This window comes from Thermaerobacter sp. PB12/4term (assembly GCF_003403315.2).
Lineage (GTDB): Bacteria > Bacillota > Sulfobacillia > Thermaerobacterales > Thermaerobacteraceae > Thermaerobacter.
This window is the reverse complement of sequence record NZ_CP048407.1, coordinates 573,115-596,107: the sequence shown is the minus strand read 5'-3', so window position 1 is coordinate 596,107 and position 22,993 is coordinate 573,115. Positions and strand designations below refer to the sequence as shown.

Sequence of the window (22,993 nt, the reverse complement as noted above, 5' to 3'; positions counted from 1 at the left end):
ATGGCATTCCGGCTCCCGGCACCGGCACGGGGAACCGGGACCGAAGCTGGGGGATGGGTGCCGTACCACGGCACCTGCGGCTCTCGGGGTAGCCGGTGCGTGCCGCCCGGCTTGGGGGCGGGCCGGTGCGGGGACGAACCGGCCCCCTGCCGTGCCTGGCCCCGCCGGCCACCGCGGCAGGAGACCGGCGGAAGGGCGAAAAGTGGCGCGATGGGTGCTGGCGAGTGGCTGGAACCGCGATGCATCCCCCGTTAGGCAATGGAATACGGCGGACAGGTTCCAACTCCTGCCGGACCCCGAGGGGGCCCCGGGGCGCTCCCCCCGGGTCAGCCCCCTTGCGGAAGCGCGGGCAGCCGGTGACGGGGGCGGGCGGTCATGGGTCGCCGTCGCCTGCGCGCGGGAAAGGGTGGGGTCGTCAGGCGGGCTGGTACAATGGCGGTATGAACGGTTCCCAGCCGCAACCCGTGACGGCGTCCGCGGCAGCCGCCGTACCCCCCTGCGATCCCGTCGCGGCGGCGGGGGACGCGGCCGCCGCCATCGCCCGCATCAACCAGGACATCGTCGCTTGCCGGCGCTGCCCCCGTCTGGTGGCCTACACGGCCCAGGTGGCCCGGACCCGGCGCCGGGCCTACCGGGACTGGGACTACTGGGGCCGGCCTGTGCCCGGCTTCGGCGACCCCCAGGCCCGGCTGCTGGTGGTGGGCCTGGCCCCGGCCGCCCACGGCGCCAACCGCACCGGCCGCATGTTCACTGGCGATTCGTCGGGCGACTGGCTCTACCGCGCCCTGTACCGGGCCGGCTTTGCCAGCCAGCCCACTGCCACCCACCGGGACGACGGCCTGCGGCTCCACGGCGCCTATATCACCGCGGCCTGCCGCTGCGCTCCCCCGGACAACAAGCCTTCCCGGGAGGAGCTGGCCGCCTGCAGCGCCTTCCTCCGCAGGGAGCTGGACGTTCTCTGGCCCGGGGTCCGGGTCATCGTGTGCCTGGGACAGATCGCCTTCGATGCCGTGCTGCGGCAGGTCCGGGAACGCGGCCTGGACTGGCCTGTGGAGGTTCCACCCGGAGCCGGTGCCCTGGCCGGGACGAACCGGCCCCGGCCGGTGCGGCCCCGCTTCCGGCACGGGGGCGAGTACCGCTGGCCGGCGCCTTCCCGGGTCCCGGCTGCCGGGGACCCAGCGACCCCTGGGGAGCGTTCCCCGCTCCCCCTGCCCGTGCTCCTGGCCAGCTACCACCCCAGCCGCCAGAACACCCAGACCGGCCGGTTGACGGAAGCCATGTTCGATGCCATCTTCCGCCGGGCCCGGGAGCTGGTGGACGGCGGGTCCCTCCCGGCCGCCCCCGCCCCGGCCGGGCCGGGCGAAAGCCGGAGGGAAGGCGCATGACGCCCGGGACCATGCAGCGCGGCCCGTTCAACGCCATCACCGACGTGGCCGGCGTCCGGGTGGGCCACGCCACGGTGATCCGCGGCGAGGGCCCCTTGCGGGCGGGCCAGGGGCCGGTGCGCACGGGCGTCACCGTGATCCTGCCGCCCGGCGACCTGCGCTCCATCTACGACGGCAAGTTCACGGCCGCCGCCCACGTGATCAACGGCTTCGGCAAGGCCCTGGGCCTAGCCCAGGTCACCGAGCTGGGCCGGCTGGAGACACCCATTCTCCTGACCGGCACCCTTTCCATCTGGCGGGCTGCCGACGCCCTGCTGGATCACATCCTGGCGGCCCACCCTGCCATCGGCATCACGGCCCCCACGGTCAACGTGGTGGCGGGCGAGTGCAATGACGGCTGGCTGAACGACATCCGCGGCCGCCATGTGGGGCCGGCGGAGGTGGCCGCGGCGCTGGCGGCGGCTGCCGGCGGCCCAGTGGCGGAAGGCAGCGTGGGCGCGGGGACGGGCATGGTCTGTTACGGCTTCAAGGGAGGAATCGGCAGCGCCTCCCGGACGTGGCAGGCCGCCCTGCCCGATGCCGGTGAGGTGACGGTCACCCTCGGCGGTCTGGTGCTGGCCAACTTCGGCCGCCGCCGCGATCTCACCATCGCCGGGGTCCCCGTGGGCCGCCTGCTGGCCGGCCCAGACGAACCGGCTGCCCGGCCCCAGCCGGGCGGCCAGGCTGCCCGGCCGGAGCCCGCCGGGCGACCTGGGCCTGAGGCCGGCGAGGGGGGCTCGGTGGTGGTGATCCTGGCCACCGACGCGCCCTTGAGCTCGCGCCAGCTGGGCCGCATCGCCCGGCGGGCCGCCGCGGGCCTGGCCCGGACGGGCACCGTCTACTGGCACGGCAGCGGCGATTTCGTGCTGGCCTTCAGCACGGCCCGCCGCTACCCGCCCTACCTGCCCGACGAGGGCGCTTACCTCAACCCCTTCTTTGAGGCCGCCGCCGCCGTCACGGAGGAGGCGGTGATCCGGGCCCTGGTGGCGGCCCGGCCGGTCACGGGACGCGACGGCCACCGGGTACCGGCCCTGCACGTCGACCAGGTGCGCCGCCTTCTGGAAGAACGCGGCATCGCCTGGGACTACGGCCCCGAGCCGGAGGGTGCCTAGGGGCATCCCACCGCCGGCCCGCCTCCAGACCAATCCGCCGCCCCCGGCGGCACGGTCGCCTTCTCTCCGGCCCCTCCAGCGGCCGCGGTGGTGCCGTCCGGGGGGGCCGCTGGGGCCGCCGCCGCCCCCGGCCGGGCCCCCGCCCCGGCCATCCGCCGCACCAGCACCGCGTACATCCCCACCACCGGCAACAGGAAGGCGGCGCTGGCCACCAGGCCGGCTTCCACGGCGATGGCTGCCGCGATGCCGCCCAGGACGGGACCGCCGATGATCTCGCCGAAGGAGTGAAACTGCTCCACCATCGACAGCACGGTGGCCCGGGCCCGGGGATCGAGGCCCTGGTTGACCCAGGCCACCTGCAGGGGATCGTAGGTTTCGCGCAGCAGGGCGGTGAGCCAGTAAAAGCCGGTGGCCGCGGCCAGGGACCCGGCCAGGCCGAAGCCGGCCACACTGGGCACCAGCAGCATGCTGATGGCCAGAAGCATCCGCCCCACCCTGGCAGGGTCGCCCACCCCCCGCCGGCGGACGACCTCCGCAGCAGCCATGCTCAGCAGCATGGCCCCGGCGGTCAGCAAGCCGATCCAAACCACCGCCCCGGTGCCCGCCGGGCCCGCCGCCCCGCCCGCCGCGCCCCCCAGCTGGGGGAAGCGGGTCAATAGGTGCAGTTGCCAGAGACGGTCGAATCCCTCGCTGGCCAGCCCGTAGAAGATCCCGATGGCCAGTAGCAGCCGCAGGCCGGGCCGGCCCTGCACAGCCCGCCACCCGTGCCGCCAGGTCCCCCCCACCCCCTGCCAGAGGGAGTCGCCCGGTCGCCACCGGGGCCGGTACCCCCGTTCGAACATCACCAGAGCCAGCACCAGGGCCAGCACCCACATGCCGGCCCCAGCCACCCGCAGGGGCAGGTTCAGCCGCAGGCTGCCCCGTGCCACGCTGGCACCAATGCCCAGCAGCGTGGCCGCCTGGGCGGCCTGGGCACCGCGCACGTACAGGTAGCGGGCTCGTTCCTCCCCCACCTCGTCGGCGATCCAGGCGGCGTCGGCGCCGCTCGTGAAGGTGTAGCCCAGTCCCCAGAGTACCTGGCCCAGCATGATGGCCGGCAGGGCGGGCACCGCCCCTTCCACCAGCAGGCCGGCCCCGATGGTGGCCAGGCCCAGGAGGACCGAGGCTCGGCGCCCGTAGAGGTCGGCGACCACGCCCGTGGGCACCTCGCAGAGGGTGACGGTGATCTCCAGGACGGTGCCCACCAGTGCCAGTTCCAGGGGCCCCAGACCGGCCTGCTGGATGCGATAGAGGGCGGCCACGGTGTGGGCCGTGGTGAGAAGGAAGGCCATGCCGAAGCGATACGCCACGTACACCGATGCCGGATCGCCCCCCACGGACGGGAGGGGAGGCCGGCGATCACGCCGCCACCATTCCATGGGCCCACCCCGGTCCGGCGCCGGGTGGGACCTTCCGGGCCGGTCCCCAGGGAGGAGCGGCCCGCGCCGCCCCGCCGGCGCCCCGCAATGCCAGTGCCCCCATCATAGAGGGGCATCGGGCCGACGTCACGGGGCCGGGGAGACCTCCCCGCCTGCAACCGCGCCCGGGCCCCCTTCTCCCGCGCCGCCTCCAACGGCCAGGCCCTGTCCTGGGCTCCCCGGTCCTGCGAACCCGTCCCGTGCCGCCTGCTCTGCCGCAGCGGCCAGGATGGCCCGGGCTTCCGCCAGCTGCCGCTCCACCGCCTGGCGGGCCGTGCCGCCGTACAGCTTCCGGGCTTCCACCACCGCCCGCGGTGAAAGCCGCCCCAGGGCCTCAGGGCCGAACAGGGGGCTGTGGGCCCGCAGGTCGTCCAGGGTTAGTTCCTGCAGCCGCCGGCCGGCCCGGATGCAGTGCAGCACCAGCTCGCCCACGATGCGGTGGGCCTCGCGGAAGGGGACGCCGCGTTCGACCAGGTGGTCCGCCAGGTCGGTGGCGGCGGAGAAGTCCCGCTCCAGGGCGGCTGCCATGCGGTCTGCCCTCACCCTCATGGTGCGGATCATCCCGGCGCAGAGGGGCAGGGCGGCCTCCAGGGTATCCAGGGCATCGAAGACTCCGGCCTTGTCTTCCTGCAGGTCCCGGTTGTAGCTCAGGGGCAGGCCCTTGAGCACCGTCAGCAGGCCCACCAGGGCGCCGTAGACCCGGCCGGTCTTGCCGCGGATCAGCTCGGCCACGTCGGGGTTCTTCTTCTGGGGCATGATGCTGGAGCCGGTGCAGTAGGCGTCGTCCAGCTCGATGAAGCCGAACTCCTCCGACGACCACAGCACCAGCTCCTCGCACAGCCGGGAGAGGTGCATCATCAGGATGCTGGCCGCCGCCAGGAACTCCAGCAGGTAGTCGCGGTCGCTGACGGCGTCGATGCTGTTGGGGTAGACCCGGCCGAACCCCAGCTCCCGGGCCACCTGCTCCCGGTCCAGGGGGAAGCCCGTGCCCGCCAGGGCGGCGGCCCCCAGGGGGCACCAGTCCGCCCGCCGGCGGGCATCGGCCAGCCGCCCCGCGTCCCGCTCCAGCATCCAGAAATAGGCCAGGAGGTGGTGGCTGAAGAGCACCGGCTGGGCCCGCTGCAGGTGGGTGTAGCCGGGCATGATCACGTCCAGGTGCGCCTCGGCCTTCTCCACCAGCGCCTGCTGCAGTTCCCGCACCGCGGCGATCAGCCGCTCGATGGCCTCCTTCATGTACAGGTGCATGTCGGTGGCCACCTGGTCGTTGCGGCTGCGGCCCGTGTGGAGCTTGCCGGCCAGCGGGCCGACCACCCGCCCAAGCAGGTGCTCCACGTTCATGTGGACGTCCTCCAGGGCCGGGTCCAGCCGGAACTCCCCGCTGGCCAGGCGGCGGCGCACCTCCTCCAGGCCCTCCACCAGGGTCCGGGCCTCGTCGCGCGCCAGCACGCCGCACGCACCGAGCATGCGGGCGTGGGCCTGGCTGGCGCGGATGTCCACGTCCACGAGCCGTGCGTCCACGTCGATGGAGGCCGTGAAGGCCTCCACCGCCCGGTGGGTGGAAGCGGTGAACCGCCCGCCCCAGGGCTTGGCGTTGGGATGAAGGTTGCGCGCCGGTTCGTCCGGACTCGGCACCCTGCGCTTCCTCCTCCGGAACAGGCCGTTGGTCCAGCCTCAGGATTCTGTGAGGAACCTCCAACACGCCGTCGACCAACGACAGGGAACTCCGGCAACGAGAGGCGACTCCCGCGACCCGGCTCACGCTGGCGGCGGGGCAGCAGAAGTCCTCACGGGCCCGGCGGGGCGCCGACCCGGTCAGGACGGACGCGCGCCGGTGGCCAGCGACGCGCCGGCGGCGCCGCCCGCGTCCCCTGCCGCTGCCGGCACCACCGCGTCCCCGGTACGGATGACGCCCCCGGTGAGGATGCGGGCACGCAGGCCGCCGCGGTGCACCAAGGCCTCCCGCACCCCGGGCTGGGTGAGCCTTTCCAGGTAGCCGCAGGGCTCACACAACCGGATGCCCTGCACCCGCACCTCACCGACCAAGAACTCCTTTCCCACCAGGTGGTTGAGGGGCACGCCGCGGGTCACCACGTTGCGCCGGGCCGCGGCCGGGTGGATCCGGATCCCCGCCTCCCGCTCCAGGGCCTCGATGGACTCCAGCTCGATCAAGGTGAGCTCGTAGTCGGGACCCGGCTTCCAGAAGGTCCCGCTCCCCAGGTAGTACCGGTCGCCCTCCAGGCCTCGCCCCGGCACCGCCCGCACCTCGGGCACCGTGACCACCGGCGCCCCCGCCGCGGGGGCGATGCACAGGTAGGCGACGCTCCCCCGCCACATCCGCCTTCCCACTCCCTTCCGGGACACCTTAACCGGCACGGGATTCGACCGCCGCAGAGGCCTCCCTGCCTGCCGGTGCGGCCTCCCCGGTGGTTCCGGTCGGCCCGGCCGCGTCGACCGGTTCGCCCGCCGCCGGGCCGGCGCCGGCATGGACCGCGGCATGCACCCGGGTGGGCAGCCCCCAGAGCTGGATGAACCCCACCGCCGCCTGGTGGTCGAACCGGTCGCCGGGCGAGTAGGTGGCCAGCTCGTGGCGGTAGAGGGAGACCGGCGACCGCCGTCCCACCACCGTCGCCGTGCCGCGGTAGAGCTTGACCCGGACCTCGCCCGTCACGTGCTTCTGGGTCTCGGCCACGAAGGCGTCGAGCGCCTGCTTGAAGGGCGAGAACCACAGGCCGTTGTAGATCACCTGGGCCACCTGCTGCTCTATCACCGGCTTGAAGTGGAGCACCTCCCGGGGCAGGCACATGGCCTCCAGGGCCCGGTGGGCCTCCACCAGCACCACCGCCGCCGGGGCCTCGTACACCTCCCGGGACTTGATGCCCACCAGCCGGTCCTCGATCATGTCGATCCGGCCCACGCCGTGCCGGCCCGCCACCTGGTTCAGCCGCTCGATGAGCTGGACCAGCCCCAGGGGCTCGCCGTTCAGGGCCACGGGGACGCCGGCCTCGAAGGTCAGGGTGACGTACTCGGGCTCGGCCGGCGCCTGCTCCGGCGCCACGGTCATGGCGTAGGCCTCTTCGGGCGGCTCGGCCCAGGGGTCTTCCAGGACCCCCGCCTCGCAGCTGCGGCCCCACAGGTTGGCGTCGATGGAGAAGGGGTTCTCCTCGGTCACCGGGATGGGGATGCCGTGCCGGCGGGCGTAGGCGATCTCCTCGTCCCGGGACCAGGCCCACTCCCGCACCGGGGCCACCACCTTCAGGTCGGGCGCCAGGGCCGCCACGGAGACGTCGAAGCGCACCTGGTCGTTGCCCTTGCCGGTGCAGCCGTGGGCCACGGCGGTGGCGCCGTACTGCCGGGCGGTCTCCACCAGCAGCTGGGCGATCAGGGGCCGCGAGAGGGCGGCCGACAAGGGGTACCGCCCCTGGTAGAGGGCATTGGCCTGGAGGGCCGGCAGCACGAAGTCCCGGGCGAAGCGTTCCCGGGCGTCGACCACCACCGCCTCCACGGCCCCCACCTGCAGCGCCTTCTGCCGGATGAAGTCCAGGTCCTTGCCCTCGCCCACGTCGGCCGAGAGGGCGATCACGTCATAGCCGTAGGTTTCCTTGAGCCAGGGAATGGCCACGGAGGTGTCCAGGCCCCCCGAGTAGGCCAGCACGATCTTCTCCGCCACGGCGGCGTCCCTCCATCCCGTCCCGTCAGGCCAGAAGAGCCAGCAGAATGGCCTTCTGCGCGTGCAGCCGGTTTTCCGCCTGGTCCCACACCACCGAATGGGGGCCGTCCAGCACGCCGGAAGTCACTTCCTCCCCCCGGTGGGCCGGCAGGCAGTGCATGAAGATGAAATCCGGGGCCGCGTGGGCCACCAGCTGGGCGTTCACCTGGTACGGGGCGAACGCCCGGCGGCGATCCTCCTCCTCGCCTTCCTGCCCCATGCTGGTCCAGACGTCGGTGTACACCACGTCGGCGCCCTGGACGGCGGCCACCGGGTCGTGGCCCACCTCCACCGTGGCGCCCGTGCCCCGGGCCAGGCTGGCGGCCAGGGCCAGGATCTCCGGGTGGGGCTCGTACCCCGGCGGGCAGGCCAGCCGCAGGTGCAGGCCCAGCAGGGCCGCGCCCAGCAGCCAGGTGTGGGCCACGTTGTTGCTGTCGCCGACGTACGCCACCCGGATCCCCCGCAGCCGGCCCTTGTGCTCGCGGATGGTGAGCAGGTCGGCCATGACCTGGCAGGGGTGGTAGAGGTCCGTCAGGCCGTTGATCACGGGGATGGTGGCCGCCGCGGCCAGTTCCTCCACGGTGGCGTGGGAGTAGGCCCGCACCATCAGGGCATCGACATAGCGGGACAGCACCCGGGCGGTGTCGGCCAGGGTCTCGCCGCGGCTCAGCTGGAGTTCCCGCGGGCTCAGGTTGAGCACGCGGCCGCCCAGCTGCTGCATTCCCACCTCGAAGGAGACCCGGGTGCGGGTGGAGGGCTTTTCGAAGATCATGGCCAGGGTCTTGCCGTAGAGGGGTTCACCGCCCCGGCCCGCCTGCCAGTCCTGCTTGAGGGCGGCCGCCAGGTCCAAGAGGCCCACCAGCTCGTCGGGGGTGAAATCACCCAGCGTCAGGAAGTCCCGCCCGGCCAGGGCGGGCAAAGGCTGGGGCGTGCCCGGCGCCGGCATGGCCAGCGGTCCGGCTCCTCCTGCCTTCGTCCACGGGTTCACCGCGCTCCCTCCCGTCTCCGTCCAGACCTGGGCCCATGGGGCCCCTCCTCAGGCCGTCGCCCGGGTCACCCGGGCCAGGGCCCGCTCCAGTCGCTCCACCGCCTGGTCCAGCTCATCCACCGTGATGGTCAGGGGCGGGAGGAACCGGACCACCCGGCCGCCTGCCACGGTCACCAGCAGGCCCTCGGCGAAGCAGGCCTCCACCACCGGGGCTGCCGGGCCGTCCAGCACCAGGCCCAGCATCAGGCCCCGGCCCCTGACCTCGCGGCAGCCGGGGTAGCGCCGCGCCAGCTGGGCCAGGCGGGTGCGGAGGTACTCCCCCAGGCCTGCAGCCCGGGCCGGCAGGTTCTCCCGCTCCAGCACGTCCAGGGTGGCCAGGGCGGCGGTGGCCGCCAGGGGGTTACCCCCGAAGGTCGACGCATGGGTCCCCGGTCCCAGAAGCTCGGCCAGCCGCCCGCTGGCCAGCATGGCCCCGATGGGCACGCCGTTGGCCAGCGCCTTGGCCAGGGTGACCACGTCGGGCCGGACCCCCTCCCCCTGCATGGCCAGGAAGGTGCCCGTGCGGCCGCAGCCCGTCTGGACCTCGTCGGCGATCAGGAGCAGCCCGTGGCGGTCGCACAGCTCCCGCAGCCCCGCCAAAAACCCGGGAGCCGGGGGCACCACGCCGCCCTCCCCCTGGATGGGTTCCACCAGGATGGCGCAGGTTCGGGGCGTGATGGCGGCCGCCACCGCCTCCAGGTCGTTGAAGGGAACGTGGCGAAAGCCGCCGGGCAGGGGGCCGAACCCCTCGTGGTAGTGGGGCTGGCCGGTGGCCGCCAGGGCGCCCAGGGTACGGCCGTGGAAGCTGCCGCTGAAGGCGATGATCTCCGGGCCTTCGCCGCCCTCGCCCGCCGCGGCGGGTCCCGCTCCCGAAGCCGCGGCGGGGGCACCGCCCCGGCCGCCGCCCCGGCGTAACCACCCGTACCTCCGGGCCAGCTTGATGGCCGCCTCGTTGGCCTCGGCCCCGCTGTTGGCGAAGAAGGCGCAATCCAGGCCCGTGAGCCGGGCCAGGCGCCGGGCCAGTTCTTCCTGCTGGGGAATCCGGTACAGGTTGGAGCAGTGCAAGAGCTGCCCGGCCTGGTGCCGGATGGCCTCGGTCACCGCGGGGTGGGCGTGCCCCAGCACGGTGACGCCGATGCCGCTGGTGCAGTCGAGCCAGGCCCGGTCCTCCTGGTCATAGAGCCACGCTCCCTGGCCGCGGGCGAAGGCCACGGGCAGCCGCCGGTAGTTGGGGAAGAGATGCGACCCCGGCTCGGATCCCGCCGGTACCGCCTCCGGTGGCACCGCCGCCGGGGTCGCCGGCAGCGCCCCCGGTGCCGCCCCCGCAGCTGTCGCTGCCGCTCCGGCGGCTGCCCCTGGTGCCGCCCCCGCGGCCCGCTCCGCGCCCGCCGCGCCCGCTTCCTCCACCGTCATGCTCCCCGCTCCTCCCCCTGGGCCACCACCATGGTCCCGACCCCCTCGCTGGTGAAGAGCTCCACCAGCAGGGCGTGGGGCCGCCGGCCGTCGATGATGTGCACGCTGCCCGCACCCGCCGCCAGGGCCCGCAGCCCTGCCTGCACCTTGGGCACCATGCCGCCGCGGATCTCCCCGCGGGCGATGAGCTCCCGGGCGGTGGCGGCGTCTAGGCTGGAGAGGGTTTCCGGCCGGCCGTCCCCGTCCCGGTCGGCCATCACCCCCGGCACGTCGGTCAGGAAGACCAGCTTTTCCGCGCCCAGGGCTCCCGCCACCGCCGCGGCGGCGTCGTCGGCGTTGACGTTGTACCGCACGCCTCCCTCCCCCACCGCCAGGGGCGCGATCACCGGGACGAACCCGGCCCCCAGCAGCTGTTCCAGGAAGGCCGTGTTCACCGCGACGATCTCGCCGACGAAGCCGATGTCCCGGCCGCCGGGACGCTTGGGACGGGCCTGGAGGAGCCCGGCGTCGCAGCCGGACAGGCCGACGGCCAGCGGCCGGCCGGCGGCCTGGTTGAGCCCCGTCACCAGCGCCTTGTTCACCTGCCCGGCCAGGACCATCTCCACCACCGCCAGGGTGGCGGTATCGGTCACGCGCAGGCCGTCGACGAACCGGGCGGGCAGGTCGAGCCGGTCGAGCCACGCGGTGATGGCCTTGCCCCCGCCGTGGACCACCACCGGCCGGACCCCCAGGGCCCGCAGCATGGCGATGTCCTGGAGGACGGCGTCGCCTCCGCAGATGGGGGCGGCGGGGATGGCCGCGGCCCCCTCGGGCGCTGGCGCCCGACCCGGCCCCCCGAACCCCCGCCCGCCCGGGGCCTGCTCCCAGGAGGAAGGGCTCCCCGGTGCCGGGGCCGGGCCGGCAGCTCCCGGCCCCGGGGCAGGACCGCGCCCGGGGACCGGCGCCCGGCCCGGGGCGAGACCAAGGGTGGAGCCCCCGTGCTTGACGACGACAATCCGGCCGGCAAAGCGCTGCACCCAGGGCAGCACGTCGGTCAGGACGGCCGCCTTGACCTCCGCCGGCAGGCCGGGGGCAGCCAGGCCGGCCTGGCCGCCGCCGCCCGCCTGCTCCACCGTCCCTTCCCGAAGGGCCTCCAGGGCCACGGCTGGGTTCCTCCCTCCCCCGCCGCTCGACCGCCTAGGTGCGGTAGCTGGCGTTGATGTGCACGTAATCCGGACTCAGGTCGCAACCGTAGGCCCGGCCCCGGCCCGGCCCGGCACCCAGCCGCAGCCGGATCAGCACCTCGGCCGACCGCAGGTAGTCCGCAGCGGCCGCCTCGTCGAAGGGCACCCCCAGGCCTCCGCGGCAAACCGGCACGGGACCCAGGTCGATGTCCACCCGGGAGGGGTCGAGGTCAACCCCCGAGCGGCCGGCCGCGGCGAGAATCCGGCCCCAGTTGGCATCGGCCCCGTGCACCGCCGACTTGACCAGCGGTGAGGAGGCCACCGTGCGGGCCACCTGCCGGGCCGCGGCGTCGTCGGGGGCGCCTTCCACCTCCACGGTGATCAGGCGGGTCGCCCCTTCGCCGTCGGCGGCGATCTCCCGGGCCAGCCGGTCGCAGACGGCCTCGGCCGCCGCGGCCCAAGCCTCCCACCCCGGAATGCCCGGCGCCAGGGGCGGCCCGCCGGCCCGGCCGCTGGCCAGCACCACCACCATGTCGTTGGTGCTGGTGTCGCCGTCCACGGTGATGCAGTTGAAGGTGCGCTCGGCCGCCTGGCGAAGCCAGGCCTGCAGCGCTTCCGGCTCCACCGCCGCGTCGGTGGTGATGAAGGCCAGCATGGTGGCCATCTGGGGGTGGATCATCCCCGACCCCTTGGCGGCCCCGCCGATGCGGGCGAACCGTCCCTCCCCGGGCCCCGGCAGGTGGCAGAGGGCGCCCCACTGCTTGGTGCGGGTGTCGGTGGTGAGGATCGCCTCGGCAAAGGCATCGCCGCCCGCCGGCCCCGTCACCGCCGGCAGGGCCGCCAGCCCCTGGCGCACGGCCGCCATGGGCATGGGCTCGCCGATGACCCCCGTCTGGGCCACCGCCACCAGCTCGGGCGCCACGCCCAGCACCGATGCCGCCAGCGCCTGGATCTCCACCGCGTCGGCGGCCGCCCGGGGCGTGCAGACGTTGGCGTTGCCGCTGTTGCACACCACCGCCTGCAGGTGCCCGCCCGACGCCGCCAGGGCATCCCGGGTCACGTCCAGGCAGGGGGCGTGGACCCGGTTCCGGGTGTAGACGGCCGCCGCCGCGCAGGGCGCATCGGCCACGATCCAGCCCAGGTCGGACTTGCGCTTCTTGATGCCGCAGTGCAGGCCGCCGGCCCGAAAGCCGGCGGGCGCCGTGACACCCCAGCCCGGGTGCAGGGCATACCCGCCCGCCGCCGGAGCGGGGACCGGACCCGGCCCGGCCGCCGGCATGGCCGTGGATGTGGCCACCCCATCCTGCTGGTTCATCCCCGAACTCCTTCCCGGCCCTTCACCCGGCACCCGCCCAGCCCGCCCCGGGGACGCCCTGCGCCCTGCGGCCCGTGCGGGCCCGGCACGGCCCGGCGCCGCGCCCTCAGGGGAAGAGGGGCACCAGGTCGAGGCCCGTGGTCTCATCCCAGCCGGCCATGAGGTTGAGGTTCTGTACCGCCTGGCCGGCCGCACCCTTGACCAGGTTGTCAATGGCGGCGAACACGGTGATCCAGCCGGTGCGCGGGTCGTAGTGCAAGCCGATGTCGCACAGGTTCGAACCCTGCACGTGCTTGATGGCCGGCACCTGCCCCGGCGAAAGAACCCGCACGAAGGGCTTGCCGGCGTAGAAGGACCGGTACAGGCCGTAGAGGGCCTCGCCCGGGTCGCCGGCCGCCCCCGCTAGCGGTTCCTGGCCCGCCGCCGCCTCGCCGCCCGGGAAGCCCCGTTCCTGCCCCGGCGGCCGGGTCCCCTGGCCCCCGGTCCGGTCAGGGCCGGACCGGGGCTGCCAGCCCGCAGGCGGCCGCACGTAGCAGGTGGCCAGGATGCCGCGGGTGACCGGCAGGAGGTGGGTGGTCAGCAGCACCGTCACGTCCCGGCCGGCCAGCCAGCCCAGCACCTGTTCCACCTCGGGCGTGTGCTGGTGCCGCCCCACCTTGTAGGGCGCGAAGTTTTCGTTCACCTCGGCGAAGGCCGTGGCCAGGGAGGCGCTCCGCCCGGCGCCGGAGACGCCGCTCTTGGCGTCCACCACCACCTGGCCCCCGGCCAGCGCTCCCGCCACCGCCAGGGGCGCCAGGGCCAGGAGGACGGCCGTGGGGTAGCAGCCGGGGTTGGCCACCAGCCGGGCCGTGCGGATCCGGTCGGGAAACAGCTCGCTCAGGCCGTACACCGCCTCCGCCTGCAGGGCAGGATCGGCGGCGGGCCGCCCGTACCAGGCTTCGTAGGGCTGGCGGGGCAGGCGCAGGTCCCCGCTGAGGTCGATCACCCGCACCCCCCGCTCCCGGGCGGCCGGGAAGACCTGCGGCAGCAGCGCAGCCGCCTGCCCGCTGGGCAGGGCCAGGAAGACAAAGTCGGCCTCCAGCCGGTCCCAGAGGTCGGGGCGGGCGGCATCGGCCAGGTCCAGGGACACCACGCCCCGCAGGTGGGGGAACACCGCCTCCATGGGCTCACCCGCCCGGGACGAACCGGCCACCGCCACCAGCTCTACCCGAGGGTGGCGCGCCAGCAGCCGCACCAGCTCCCCACCCGCGTACCCGCTTGCCCCCAGCACCGCAACCCTTGCCGCCACCGCTGGCCTCTCCTTCCCCGCGTTCCCCGCCGCCGGCACTCCCGCCGGGCGGGGCCATCCCCGCGACGGGCCCGCCAGCTCGCCCCGCGTGCCACTGCCGGTCCGGGCTGGCGACTACCGCGCCGGCACCCGTCCGGGCCCGGCGGCCCTTGACCGGCCTGCCCCTGCCCGGGGGGCCGGGCCGGCGGGTCCCCCTACGGCCCGCCAGTCCGCTACCGGCCTCCCCTCCGCCGGGGCGCCCGGGCCGGCAGGCCCCTGCCGGGACCAGGCGGGTGCCCGCGGGTGCCCCGGTCGCGACGCCAGCCGGGTCCCCCGGGCGAACCGGTCCGGCACTTGTGTATGAGTATACGTCCGTATGTATATTAATGCAATCCGTTGCGGAGGCTTCCTCACGGTTGCAAGGGATGGGTGCCACAGGAGGTGGGCCTCTAGTTCGTTCCTCGTGGTTGTATTGTCAACCTAAAAACATTGAAGGTTGACAATTGGCCGGACCCGGGATAGGCTGGTACCGTTACCAGCCGGTGCCCGGAGCAGGCCGGCCCCCCGGCCTGACCCGCCGGGCCTTGCCGGCCTGCCGAGGAGGGACGGACCATGCCATCCCAGCCCCCGCTGGATGCCCCGGACCGGGGGGCCCGGGCCGCCCCGGCCGGATCGCCGGCCGGAGAGGCGGCGGGGCCTGCGCCCCTGGCCGGGCCGGCCCACCCCACCCGCCTGGCAGCGGGGGGGAGCCGCACCGGCGATCTGGCAGCAGCTTCGGGCAGTACCGCGGCCACCCTGCGCCCGCTGGTCCTGGCCGGCCTGATGGCCGGCCTGACCGCCGTCCTCAGCTACCTGCGGATCCCGCTCCCCTTCACCCCCGTGCCCATCACGGGGCAGACCCTGGGCGTCATGCTTTCCGGACTGCTCCTGGGCCCGCGCTGGGGCTTCGCCGCCCAGCTGGCGTACCTCTTGCTGGGCGTCGCGGGCGTACCCGTCTTCGCCGGGGGCGCGGCGGGGCTCGCCGTAGTGCTCGGCCCCACCGGCGGGTTCCTCATGAGCTATCCCCTGGCTGCCGGGCTGACCGGCCTTCTCTCCCGGCCCGGCGCCGCCCGCCGCCCCGGGCCGGCCAGTGGCGGCCAAGGCGCCCGTGGCGGCGAAAGGGCCTGGCCACCGGCCGGAGCCGCCTATCCCGCCCCGGTCCCCGGCATGGGCCGGGCCTTCCTGGCCAGCGTGGCGGGCGGCATCCTGCTGGTGTATGCCATCGGTGCACCCTGGCTGGCGGTGGTGACGGGCACCCCCTGGCCGGGGGTGGCGACCGCCGCCGTGCTGCCCTTCGTCCCGGGGGACCTGGCCAAGGCGCTGGTGGCCGCCTGGCTGGCGCCGCGGGTGCTGCGGGCCCTGGGCGGCCGGCTCGCTCCGGGCATCTGAAAATGCGGCATCCCCGCTACCGCCAGGCGCCGCGGGAAACCCGGCGGGCCTGCCCGATCCCAGGCAGGCCCGCCGGCCGCTTCTACCTCTTTTTGCTCGCTCGTCAACTCCGGCCTCGTCCCGCCGCCGCTCATGCCGCCAGCAGCGAGAGGAACAGCCGGGCCACCCGCAGATCCCCGCTCAGCTCAGGGTGGAAGGTGCTGGCCATGCAGCGCCCCTGCCGCACCAGCACGGGCCGGCCCTGAAAGCGGGCCAGGACCTCCACCCCGGCGCCGGCGGACTCCACCACCGGCGCCCGGATGAACAGGGCCCGCACGGGGGCATCGCCCAGGGCGGGCACCTCCAGGTCCGCCTCGAAGCTGTCCACCTGGCGGCCGTAGGCGTTGCGCACCACGGCCAGGTCCAGCAGACCGAGCCGGGGCGGCTGGCCCCCCTCCACCTGCCGGGCCAGAAGGATCAGGCCTGCGCAGGTGCCGAACAGGGCCAGGTCGCCGCGCCGGCTGCGTTCCGCCACGGCAGCCAGCAGCCCGGCCCGCTCCATCAGCCGGCCGATGGCCGTGCTCTCCCCTCCCGGAAGAACCAGCCCCTCGAGCCCCTCCAGGTCCCTGGGCACCCGCACGGGCCGCACCGCGGCGTCGGCCCGCCGGAAGTAGTCCATGTGCTCGCTGACATCGCCCTGCAGGGCCAGGACACCGACGCGGGGCCGGTCCTCCCCGGCACCGTGCCCCCGGCCGCCGGCGCCACCGCCGCTTGTCCCGAACGTCACCTCGCCCCTCTCCTTTCCGCCGCTCCCGCACCGCCGTCAGGCGCTGCGCTGCTGCATCCGCTGGTCTGCCGCCAGGCTGGAAGCCGCCACCCCGGCCATGGCCTCCCCCAGGCCGCCCGAGATCCGGGCCAGCCAGGCGGGATCGTCGTAATGGGCCACCGCCTCCACGATGGCCCGGGCCCGGGCGGCGGGGTTCTCCGACTTGAAGATCCCCGACCCGACGAACACCCCGTCGGCGCCCAGCTGCATCATCAGGGCGGCGTCGGCCGGGGTGGCGATGCCGCCCGCCGCGAAGTTCACCACCGGCAAGCGCCCAAGGCGCCGCACTTCCTGCAAAAGCTCCACCGGCGCCCCCAGATCCCGGGCCAGGGCGACCAGTTCCTCCTCCCCCGCGGCGCAGGCCTGGCGGATCTGCTCGTTCATGCGCCGCATGTGGCGTACGGCCTCGGCCACGTCGCCCGTGCCGGGCTCGCCCTTGGTGCGGATCATGGCCGCCCCCTCGGCGATACGGCGCAGCGCCTCACCCAGATCGCGGGCCCCGCAGACGAAGGGCACGGTGAAGGCATGCTTGTCGATATGGAAGCGGTCGTCGGCGGGGGTCAGCACCTCGCTCTCGTCGATGAAGTCGACCCCCAGGGCCTCCAGGATCTGCGCCTCGACGAAATGCCCGATGCGGCACTTGGCCATGACGGGAATGGTCACGGCCTCCATGATGGCCCGGATCCGGTCCGGGTCGGCCATGCGGGCCACCCCGCCCGCCGCCCGGATGTCGGCCGGCACGCGCTCCAAGGCCATCACCGCCACCGCCCCGGCCTCCTCGGCGATGCGAGCCTGCTCGGGGGTGGTGACGTCCATGATCACGCCGCCCTTGAGCATCCGGGCCAGGCCCGTCTTGAGGGCCCAGGTGCCCCGCAGGGGCCGGGCGGCTTCCCGGCCGGGTTCCCCCGCCGGGACCGGCTCCTGCCCCGCCCGGGCCGGGACGGGTTCCCGGGCCTCTCCCACCAGCTTGTCGCTGGCCACCGGCTTCACCTCCCACATGCCGCCGGCATCGCCCGCGGGGCCGTCCTGAAAAAAGAACCCGGCGCCATCGGGAGGATGGGCGCCGGGCAGAGGTTGCCCGCAAGGGTGCGGGGGCACCCTTGCCTGGACGGGCGGTGCCGGGCGGGGGGCCGGCGGGCGGATCCCGGCCAGCGGCCCGCCGGCGACCGGGGACCTGGCGGGCCGCCGCGGCCGGCCGGAGACTCCGCGGGCCGCCGGCGGCTGGCCGGTCTTTCGCCGCTGGGCGGCAACCTGGGAACCAGCCGTCCCGCGCCCGCAACGCCCGGGTGCGCCACCTCTGCCCGTTCGGACTATACCGTCGGCTCCGGATTCTCACCGGATCAACCGCCGAGGCTGGCAGGCTCGTGGGCTGGCCCGCACCCGGGCCGCCCCATCACTGCCGGTCGGGAATTGGTGCCGGCACCAGGGCCGGCACCTCACCCTGCCCCAAAGGAAAGGCACACCACGCGACGATGCAGCGTTTGTTATCCCTACCATGACGCCGCCGGCGCAATCTGTCAACGGCCCCCCGGGCCGGAAGGGCGGCACCCGGTCCCGGCCGCGCCCGCGCCATGGGTTCCGCGCCCGATTGCCTGTGCGAAGGCCCAAGCTCGGTCCCCGCCCGGGACCTGCCCCCCGCGGCCGGCATACATCGCCGTGGGAGGTGGAACACCGATGGCCCATGACGATGCTCGGCCCACGGGCCGTGCCGGGGTCGAACCGGACACCCCGGAAGAAACCCGCCCGGTGCAGATTGCCGCCGGCGGCCCCGGTGAACCGGCCGGCGTGACGGAGCAGGCGGCGGCCAGCGAGGAAGTGGCCGCCGGGGCGGCCGGCGGCCCCATGGCCCCGCAGCTGCCGCCTCCGCCCGCGTGCCCCAACGGGTTCATCTACACGGTGCAGCCGGGGGACACCCTGTTCTTCATCGCCCAGCGGTTCGGGGTGACGCTGCAGGCGCTGATCGCGGCCAACCCGCAGATCCCCGACCCCAGCCTGATCTTCCCCGGCCAGCAGATCTGCGTGCCCACCGGGGTGTTCCCGCCGCCGCCGCCGTGTCCCAACGGGTTCATCTACACGGTGCAGCCCGGCGACACCCTGTTCCTCATCGCCCAGCGGTTCGGGGTGAGCCTGCAGGCGCTGATCGCGGCCAACCCGCAGATCACCAACCCCAACCTGATCTTCCCCGGCCAGCAGATCTGCGTGCCGGTGGGCGGCCCGCCCCAGGTGCCCACGGTGGAGTGCTGCATGCTGCTCTTCCGCACGGCCAACGTGCCCCGGGGACCGGAGGCCGGCGGGGTGGCCCGCATCTTCCAGTCGGCCGCGGCGGGCGCCAACGTGCTGATCGGCACCATCGACCTGCCGGCGCCGACCACCTTCGGCGGCAACACCTTCGTGGCCTGGCTGCGGGGGGTGGCGCCCAACGGCCGCACCGTCAAGGTCCCCCTGGTGAGGACGAACCCGCTGCTGACGCCGCGGGTCTGGGCCGGCTCCCTGGCGGTGCCGCCGGGCCAGCAGCTGGCGCCCTTCAACGACCTCATCGTCACCGCCGAGCTCAGCGCCGACGTGATGCAGCCCAGCCTCAACCGGATCGTGCTGATCGGCCTGTTCGCCCAGTGCCAGCCCCAGCTCCTCTTGGGAGGCAACTCCGGGCCGGCCGCCGGCGGGGGCGGAGGCCAGGGCGGCTCGGGCGGCTCGGGATGCTGCGGTTGAGGACCTCCGCGCCAGAGGGCGCCCCTTCAAGGGCCAGGGGGCCGGGACACCCGGGTGTCCCGGCCCCCTGGCCCTTCAGCGGCGGCCACCGCCGTCACCGGTCGCCCGCCGGGGAGCGGCCGGCCGCGGCCGGTTCGACCCCCCGGGGCAGGGTGCGGGTGATGGGCAGGACCAGCACCGCCAGGCCCAGCACCACCGTCATGGCCGCCCGGAAGGCGCCGGCCAGGGCCTGGCGCAGCGCCTCCAGGGCAGCGGGATCCAGGGCGGCCCGCCGCTGGGGATCCAGCAGCCAGTTGCCGGCATCGGCCCCCAGCCGGGCCAGGCCGGGTTGGCCTGCGGCCAGCAGGGCGCCTTCCAGCCGGGTGTTGATCACCCCGCCCAGCAGGGCGGCGCCCACGGCACTGCCCAGCATGCGGGCGAAGGCCTGGGATCCCGTGGCCACGCCCCGCTCATGGCGGGGCACCGACTCCTGGATCGAAACGATGTAGGTCGTCATGGCCAGCCCCATGCTGACGCCCACCAGGAAACAGCCGGCGGCCACCTGCAGTGGCGACCCATCGGGGCCGGTCAGCCACAGCACCAGCATACCGGCGATGCCGAACAGGGATCCCGTCACGGCGGTGGCGCGGAAGCCCCAGCGCATCATCAGCCGGCCGGACATGGTGCTCGCCAGGGGCCAGCCGATGGACAGGGTGGCCACGGCAAAGCCCGCCACCACGGGCGAGCGCCCCAGGACCCCCTGCACGAAGGTGGGAACGGTGGACGAAAGCCCCACCAGGATGATCCCGCCCACCAGCCCGCCCAGGTTCCCCGCCCGGATGACGGGCCGGCCCAGCAGTTCCAGGGGCAGCAGGGGCTCGGGCGCCCGCCGTTCCTGGCGGACGAACATCCAGCCCGCACCGAGCGCCAGGGCCAGCAGGGCCGCCGTGGTCCCCGAGAGCCAGGGCCAGGCGCTGCCTCCCTCCACCAGCTGGACCAGCAGGGCCGAGACGGCCACCACCATCCAGAAGGAACCGGCCAGGTCGACGGCCACCCGGCCGTGGCGCGGCGGCTCGTGCAGGAACAGCGCCAGGCCCAGGCAGGCCAGCAGGCCGATGGGCAGGTTGATGTAGAACACCCACGGCCAGCCGGCATACTGGACCAGCAGGCCGCCGGCCGCCGGCCCCACCACCGCCGAGACGCCCCACACGCTGGACAGGTAGCCCTGGATGCGCGCCCGCTCTTCCAGCCGGTAGAGGTCGCCGACGATGGTCATGGTGATGGGCTGCACCGCCCCGGCACCCAGCCCCTGCAGGGCCCGGTAGGCCACCAGCTGGCCGATGGTGCTGGCCGTTCCGCACAGCGCCGAACCCAGGAGGAACAGGCCGGCGCCGGCCAGGAACACGGGCTTGCGGCCGTACAGGTCGGCCAGCTTGCCGTAGATGGGCACCGACGCCGCCGAGGTCAGAAGAAAGGCCGAGAACACCCAGCTGAACCGGGCAAAGCCCCCCAGGTCCGCCACGATGGACGGGATCGCCGTGGCCACGATGGTCCCCTCGATGGCCGTCATGAACATGGCCAGCATGAGGGCCACCAAGATGAGCCCCTTGTGGGTGGTGCGCACCTCGATACCGGCGGAAGCCGCACCGCTACCGGCCGTGGCCGGTCCGGCGCCGGCCCCCGCGGGCCCCGCCCCCCGCGCCGCGGGTCCGGGCGTCCCGGCCAGGCCGGCCGGGCGGGCCGCCGCCGGTACCCCGGCGCCCCCTGCCGCCCCCGGGTGGCCCGGATGGCGCCGCCGGTTCTTCACGACGGGCGGGCCCCGGCACCCGGAGCCCCTTCACCCTGGGTCGCAGCCAGCCGCCGCTCCACGGCCGCCACCTTGTCTTCCATGGTCTGGGCCCGGTCCCGGCGGTCGTCGATCTTGATCACCGTGGACACCCGCCGGGCCCCGCCCTCGAACATGGCCTCGTGCATGGCCCGGATCAGGCGCAGGATCTCGTCCAGGTCGCCCTCCAGGGTGGTGAACATGGGCCCCACCTGGTAACGCACCCGGTCCTGGCCGGCCAGCACCTCAAGTGCCCTGGCCACCCAGGGGCTGACGCTCACCCCCTCCCCCACGGGAGCGATGCTGACGGCTACGATGGCCACGGTTCCACCTCCCCCGAATCAGAGCCCGTAGAGCTCTCCGTACTTGCGGCGGATGTAGCGCAGGAAGGGCTGCTCGCTGAGCTCGGCACCCGTCACCCGTCGCACCAGCTCCAGAGGCTCGTACCGGGCGCCGTGCCGGTGCACGTGCTGCCGCATCCATTGCAGGACGCCGCCCAGCCGCCCGCGGGCGATCTCCTCCGGCAGGCCGGGTTCGTCCCGCAGGGCCGCCTCCCAGAGCTGCAGGGCGATCAGGTTGCCCAGGGCATAGCTGGGGAAATAGCCGAAGCCGCCCCAGGACCAGTGGATGTCCTGCAGCACGCCCTCCACGTCGTGCGCCGGTTCGATGCCCAGGTAGGCCCGCGTCTTCTCCCGCCAGGCGCCGGGCAGGTCGTCCACGGGCAGGTCGCCCGACAGGAGGGCCAGCTCCAGCTCGAACCGCAGCATGATGTGAAGATTATAGGTAACCTCGTCGGCGTCCACCCGGATCAGCGACGGGCGCGAGCGGTTGACCGCCCGGTACATCGCTTCGGCGTCCACGCCGGCCAGCTGCTGCGGGAAACGAGCCTGGACCCGCGGGAAGAAGAAACGCCAGAACTCCCGGGAACGCCCGATCACGTTCTCCCACAGCCGGCTCTGGGACTCGTGCACCGCCGAGGAGGCGCCGTCGGCCAGGGGGGTCCGGTGCCACGCGGCGGGGAAGCCCTGCTCGTACAAGCCGTGGCCGCCCTCGTGCAAGCTGCTGAAGAATGCCGGCCCGAAGACGCGGGGGTTGATGCGGGTGGTCAGCCGCACGTCGCCGGTGGCCAGGGGCGCGGTGAAAGGGTGGATGGACCGGTCCTGGCGTCCCCGCTGGAAATCGAAGCCGATGGCCTCCAGGGCCTCCAGGGTGAGCTCCCACTGGGCGGCGTCGGGGTAATCGCCATGGAGGAAGTCGTCCCGCACCCGGTCCTGCCGCTCGGCGATGGCCTGGACCAGCGGGACCAGGCCTTCCTTGAGGCGGGTGAAGAGCTCCCGCACCTGCCGCGTGCGCATGCCCGGCTCGTGGCCCTCCAGAAGGGCGTCGTACCGCTCTTCGGGGTAGCCCAGGGCGTCGGCCATCTGGCGGCGCAGCTCAAGCAGCCGGGCCAGGGCCGGGGCAAACACGGCGAACCGCTGCTGGGAGCGGGCCTCCACCCAGGCCTGGTACCCCTGGGACGACGCCCGGGCCAGTTCGGCCACCAGGTCCGGAGGAACCCGGCGCGCCCGCTCGTAGTCCCGGCGGGTAACCCGCAGGAGGGCGGCGGCGTCGCTCTCCGGGTCCAGCTGGGCTTCCCACCCGGCCAGCTCGTCCAGCCACTGTCCCACCTCGGGAGCCGTAAAGGCCTCGTGGGCCAGCCGGTTCAGGGTGGCCTTCTGTTCGGCCCGGGCCGCCGCTCCGCCGGGCGGCATGTTGACCTCCTCGTCCCAGTTCAGCAGGGTGGTCGCCGCGTGAAGATCGCTCACCTGCCCCAGCCGCTCCAGCAGGCGATGGTAGGCCGGCGGCGCGTCCGGCGGCACCAAGCCGGTCGCCCGGCCCGTTGCGGTGACTCCGCTCGTGGCGTCCTGCACCGGCGTCTCTGGCATATCCCTTCTCCTTTCCTGCCCGCAGCCGGGGCCGGCCCCGAGCCCCGCCGGCCCCGGCGACACCATGGGCCCGGACCCGGCCGGATCGGTGCGGAGGGTGGCCGGAGGCGGGGGCTTGCCTGTCCGGGGCCATGGTGCTTTTTTTGGATATGTTGCGGTTCGGCGGCGGCCCGGTCAAAGCCTGCCAGATCCCGGTGAAGGTGACGGGGGCGGCCCCATGCAGGTCGCCGGATTCCGCAGGGGAACGGGAAAGCGGGAATGGAAGGCCGGCCCCCCAGGAAGCCTTTTGATGAAAAGCCGCCGCTGACGAAAGCCACAACCGCCGGTGACAGGATCCCGCCCCGCCGGACGCGAACCACAAGGCAACCCTACGGCCCCGGGCAAGGTCCCCTGGCGCTCGTGGGCCAGCCGCGGCCCGGCGGGAGGCGGCGGGATCCC

Annotated in this window: 18 protein-coding genes; 4 read left to right on the top strand and 14 right to left on the bottom strand. The window is 74.3% G+C overall.

Features of this window, described 5'->3' with window-relative positions; genetic code table 11:
• Window positions 1–440 precede the first annotated feature (440 nt).
• Window positions 441–1,385: a uracil-DNA glycosylase gene (locus tag DYI95_RS02465; protein WP_203530685.1), complete on the top strand. Its 945-nt coding sequence runs from the start codon at window positions 441–443 to the stop codon at window positions 1,383–1,385.
• Window positions 1,382–2,536: a P1 family peptidase gene (locus DYI95_RS02460; RefSeq protein ID WP_116900977.1), complete on the top strand. Its 1,155-nt coding sequence runs from the start codon at window positions 1,382–1,384 to the stop codon at window positions 2,534–2,536. The genes DYI95_RS02465 and DYI95_RS02460 overlap by 4 nt, the downstream gene beginning before the upstream one ends.
• Here DYI95_RS02460 and DYI95_RS02455 read toward each other — a convergent pair.
• From DYI95_RS02455 to argC, 9 genes are all read right to left on the bottom strand, one after another.
• On the bottom strand, window positions 2,533–3,891 hold the full coding sequence (locus DYI95_RS02455; protein ID WP_147308127.1) for an MFS transporter: 1,359 nt from the start codon (window positions 3,889–3,891) through the stop codon (window positions 2,533–2,535). The two genes, DYI95_RS02460 and DYI95_RS02455, sit on opposite strands and share 4 nt — an antisense overlap.
• 189 nt (window positions 3,892–4,080) lie before the next feature.
• Complete coding sequence (gene argH, locus DYI95_RS02450; RefSeq protein ID WP_116900979.1) at window positions 4,081–5,625, bottom strand: argininosuccinate lyase; 1,545 nt, start codon at window positions 5,623–5,625, stop codon at window positions 4,081–4,083.
• Window positions 5,626–5,805: 180 nt separating this feature from the next.
• Window positions 5,806–6,327 carry an MOSC domain-containing protein gene (locus tag DYI95_RS02445; RefSeq protein WP_116900980.1) on the bottom strand — a complete coding sequence of 174 codons (522 nt, stop codon included), beginning with the start codon at window positions 6,325–6,327 and terminating at the stop codon, window positions 5,806–5,808.
• Window positions 6,328–6,355: 28 nt separating this feature from the next.
• Complete coding sequence (locus tag DYI95_RS02440; RefSeq protein ID WP_243149811.1) at window positions 6,356–7,660, bottom strand: argininosuccinate synthase; 1,305 nt, start codon at window positions 7,658–7,660, stop codon at window positions 6,356–6,358.
• A gap of 25 nt (window positions 7,661–7,685) precedes the next feature.
• Window positions 7,686–8,687, bottom strand: coding sequence for an ornithine carbamoyltransferase (argF, locus tag DYI95_RS02435; RefSeq protein ID WP_243149810.1), 1,002 nt, complete (start codon window positions 8,685–8,687; stop codon window positions 7,686–7,688).
• A 48-nt stretch (window positions 8,688–8,735) separates the two neighbouring features.
• Window positions 8,736–10,139: an aspartate aminotransferase family protein gene (locus DYI95_RS02430; RefSeq protein ID WP_243149809.1), complete on the bottom strand. Its 1,404-nt coding sequence runs from the start codon at window positions 10,137–10,139 to the stop codon at window positions 8,736–8,738.
• Complete coding sequence (argB, locus tag DYI95_RS02425; RefSeq protein ID WP_116900981.1) at window positions 10,136–11,281, bottom strand: acetylglutamate kinase; 1,146 nt, start codon at window positions 11,279–11,281, stop codon at window positions 10,136–10,138. The genes DYI95_RS02430 and argB overlap by 4 nt, the downstream gene beginning before the upstream one ends.
• A gap of 34 nt (window positions 11,282–11,315) precedes the next feature.
• Window positions 11,316–12,617 carry a bifunctional glutamate N-acetyltransferase/amino-acid acetyltransferase ArgJ gene (gene argJ, locus DYI95_RS02420; protein ID WP_203530683.1) on the bottom strand — a complete coding sequence of 434 codons (1,302 nt, stop codon included), beginning with the start codon at window positions 12,615–12,617 and terminating at the stop codon, window positions 11,316–11,318.
• 106 nt (window positions 12,618–12,723) lie between these two features.
• The gene (gene argC / locus DYI95_RS02415; RefSeq protein ID WP_116900982.1) at window positions 12,724–13,905 is read right to left on the bottom strand and encodes an N-acetyl-gamma-glutamyl-phosphate reductase; all 1,182 of its coding nucleotides are present in this window, start codon (window positions 13,903–13,905) and stop codon (window positions 12,724–12,726) included.
• 591 nt (window positions 13,906–14,496) lie between these two features.
• Between argC and DYI95_RS02410 the strand changes: the two genes are divergently transcribed.
• Window positions 14,497–15,312 carry a biotin transporter BioY gene (locus tag DYI95_RS02410; RefSeq protein ID WP_116900983.1) on the top strand — a complete coding sequence of 272 codons (816 nt, stop codon included), beginning with the start codon at window positions 14,497–14,499 and terminating at the stop codon, window positions 15,310–15,312.
• Between the two features lie 130 nt (window positions 15,313–15,442).
• Here the strand turns inward: DYI95_RS02410 and pdxT are convergent, their stop codons facing one another.
• Window positions 15,443–16,078, bottom strand: coding sequence for a pyridoxal 5'-phosphate synthase glutaminase subunit PdxT (pdxT, locus tag DYI95_RS02405; RefSeq protein ID WP_116900984.1), 636 nt, complete (start codon window positions 16,076–16,078; stop codon window positions 15,443–15,445).
• A gap of 36 nt (window positions 16,079–16,114) precedes the next feature.
• Window positions 16,115–17,098 (bottom strand): pyridoxal 5'-phosphate synthase lyase subunit PdxS, encoded by a 984-nt coding sequence (gene pdxS, locus DYI95_RS02400; RefSeq protein ID WP_116900985.1) that lies wholly within the window; start codon window positions 17,096–17,098, stop codon window positions 16,115–16,117.
• A 693-nt stretch (window positions 17,099–17,791) separates the two neighbouring features.
• On the opposite strand from pdxS, the gene safA reads away from it, so the two are divergent.
• Window positions 17,792–18,826 (top strand): SafA/ExsA family spore coat assembly protein, encoded by a 1,035-nt coding sequence (safA, locus tag DYI95_RS02395; protein ID WP_116900986.1) that lies wholly within the window; start codon window positions 17,792–17,794, stop codon window positions 18,824–18,826.
• Window positions 18,827–18,920: 94 nt separating this feature from the next.
• On the opposite strand, the gene DYI95_RS02390 is transcribed toward safA, so the two are convergent.
• The 3 genes from DYI95_RS02390 to DYI95_RS02380 are packed head-to-tail and all read right to left on the bottom strand — an operon-like array spanning window position 18,921 to window position 22,555.
• Window positions 18,921–20,612, bottom strand: a complete 1,692-nt coding sequence (locus DYI95_RS02390; RefSeq protein ID WP_116900991.1) for an MDR family MFS transporter — start codon at window positions 20,610–20,612, stop codon at window positions 18,921–18,923.
• Window positions 20,609–20,953, bottom strand: a complete 345-nt coding sequence (locus DYI95_RS02385; protein WP_116900992.1) for an MTH1187 family thiamine-binding protein — start codon at window positions 20,951–20,953, stop codon at window positions 20,609–20,611. Before DYI95_RS02385 ends, DYI95_RS02390 begins: the two co-directional genes overlap by 4 nt.
• An 18-nt stretch (window positions 20,954–20,971) precedes the next feature.
• Entirely contained in the window at window positions 20,972–22,555 is a 1,584-nt protein-coding gene (locus DYI95_RS02380; RefSeq protein ID WP_203530681.1) for a carboxypeptidase M32, read from the bottom strand.
• Between the last annotated feature and the right edge of the window lie 438 nt (window positions 22,556–22,993).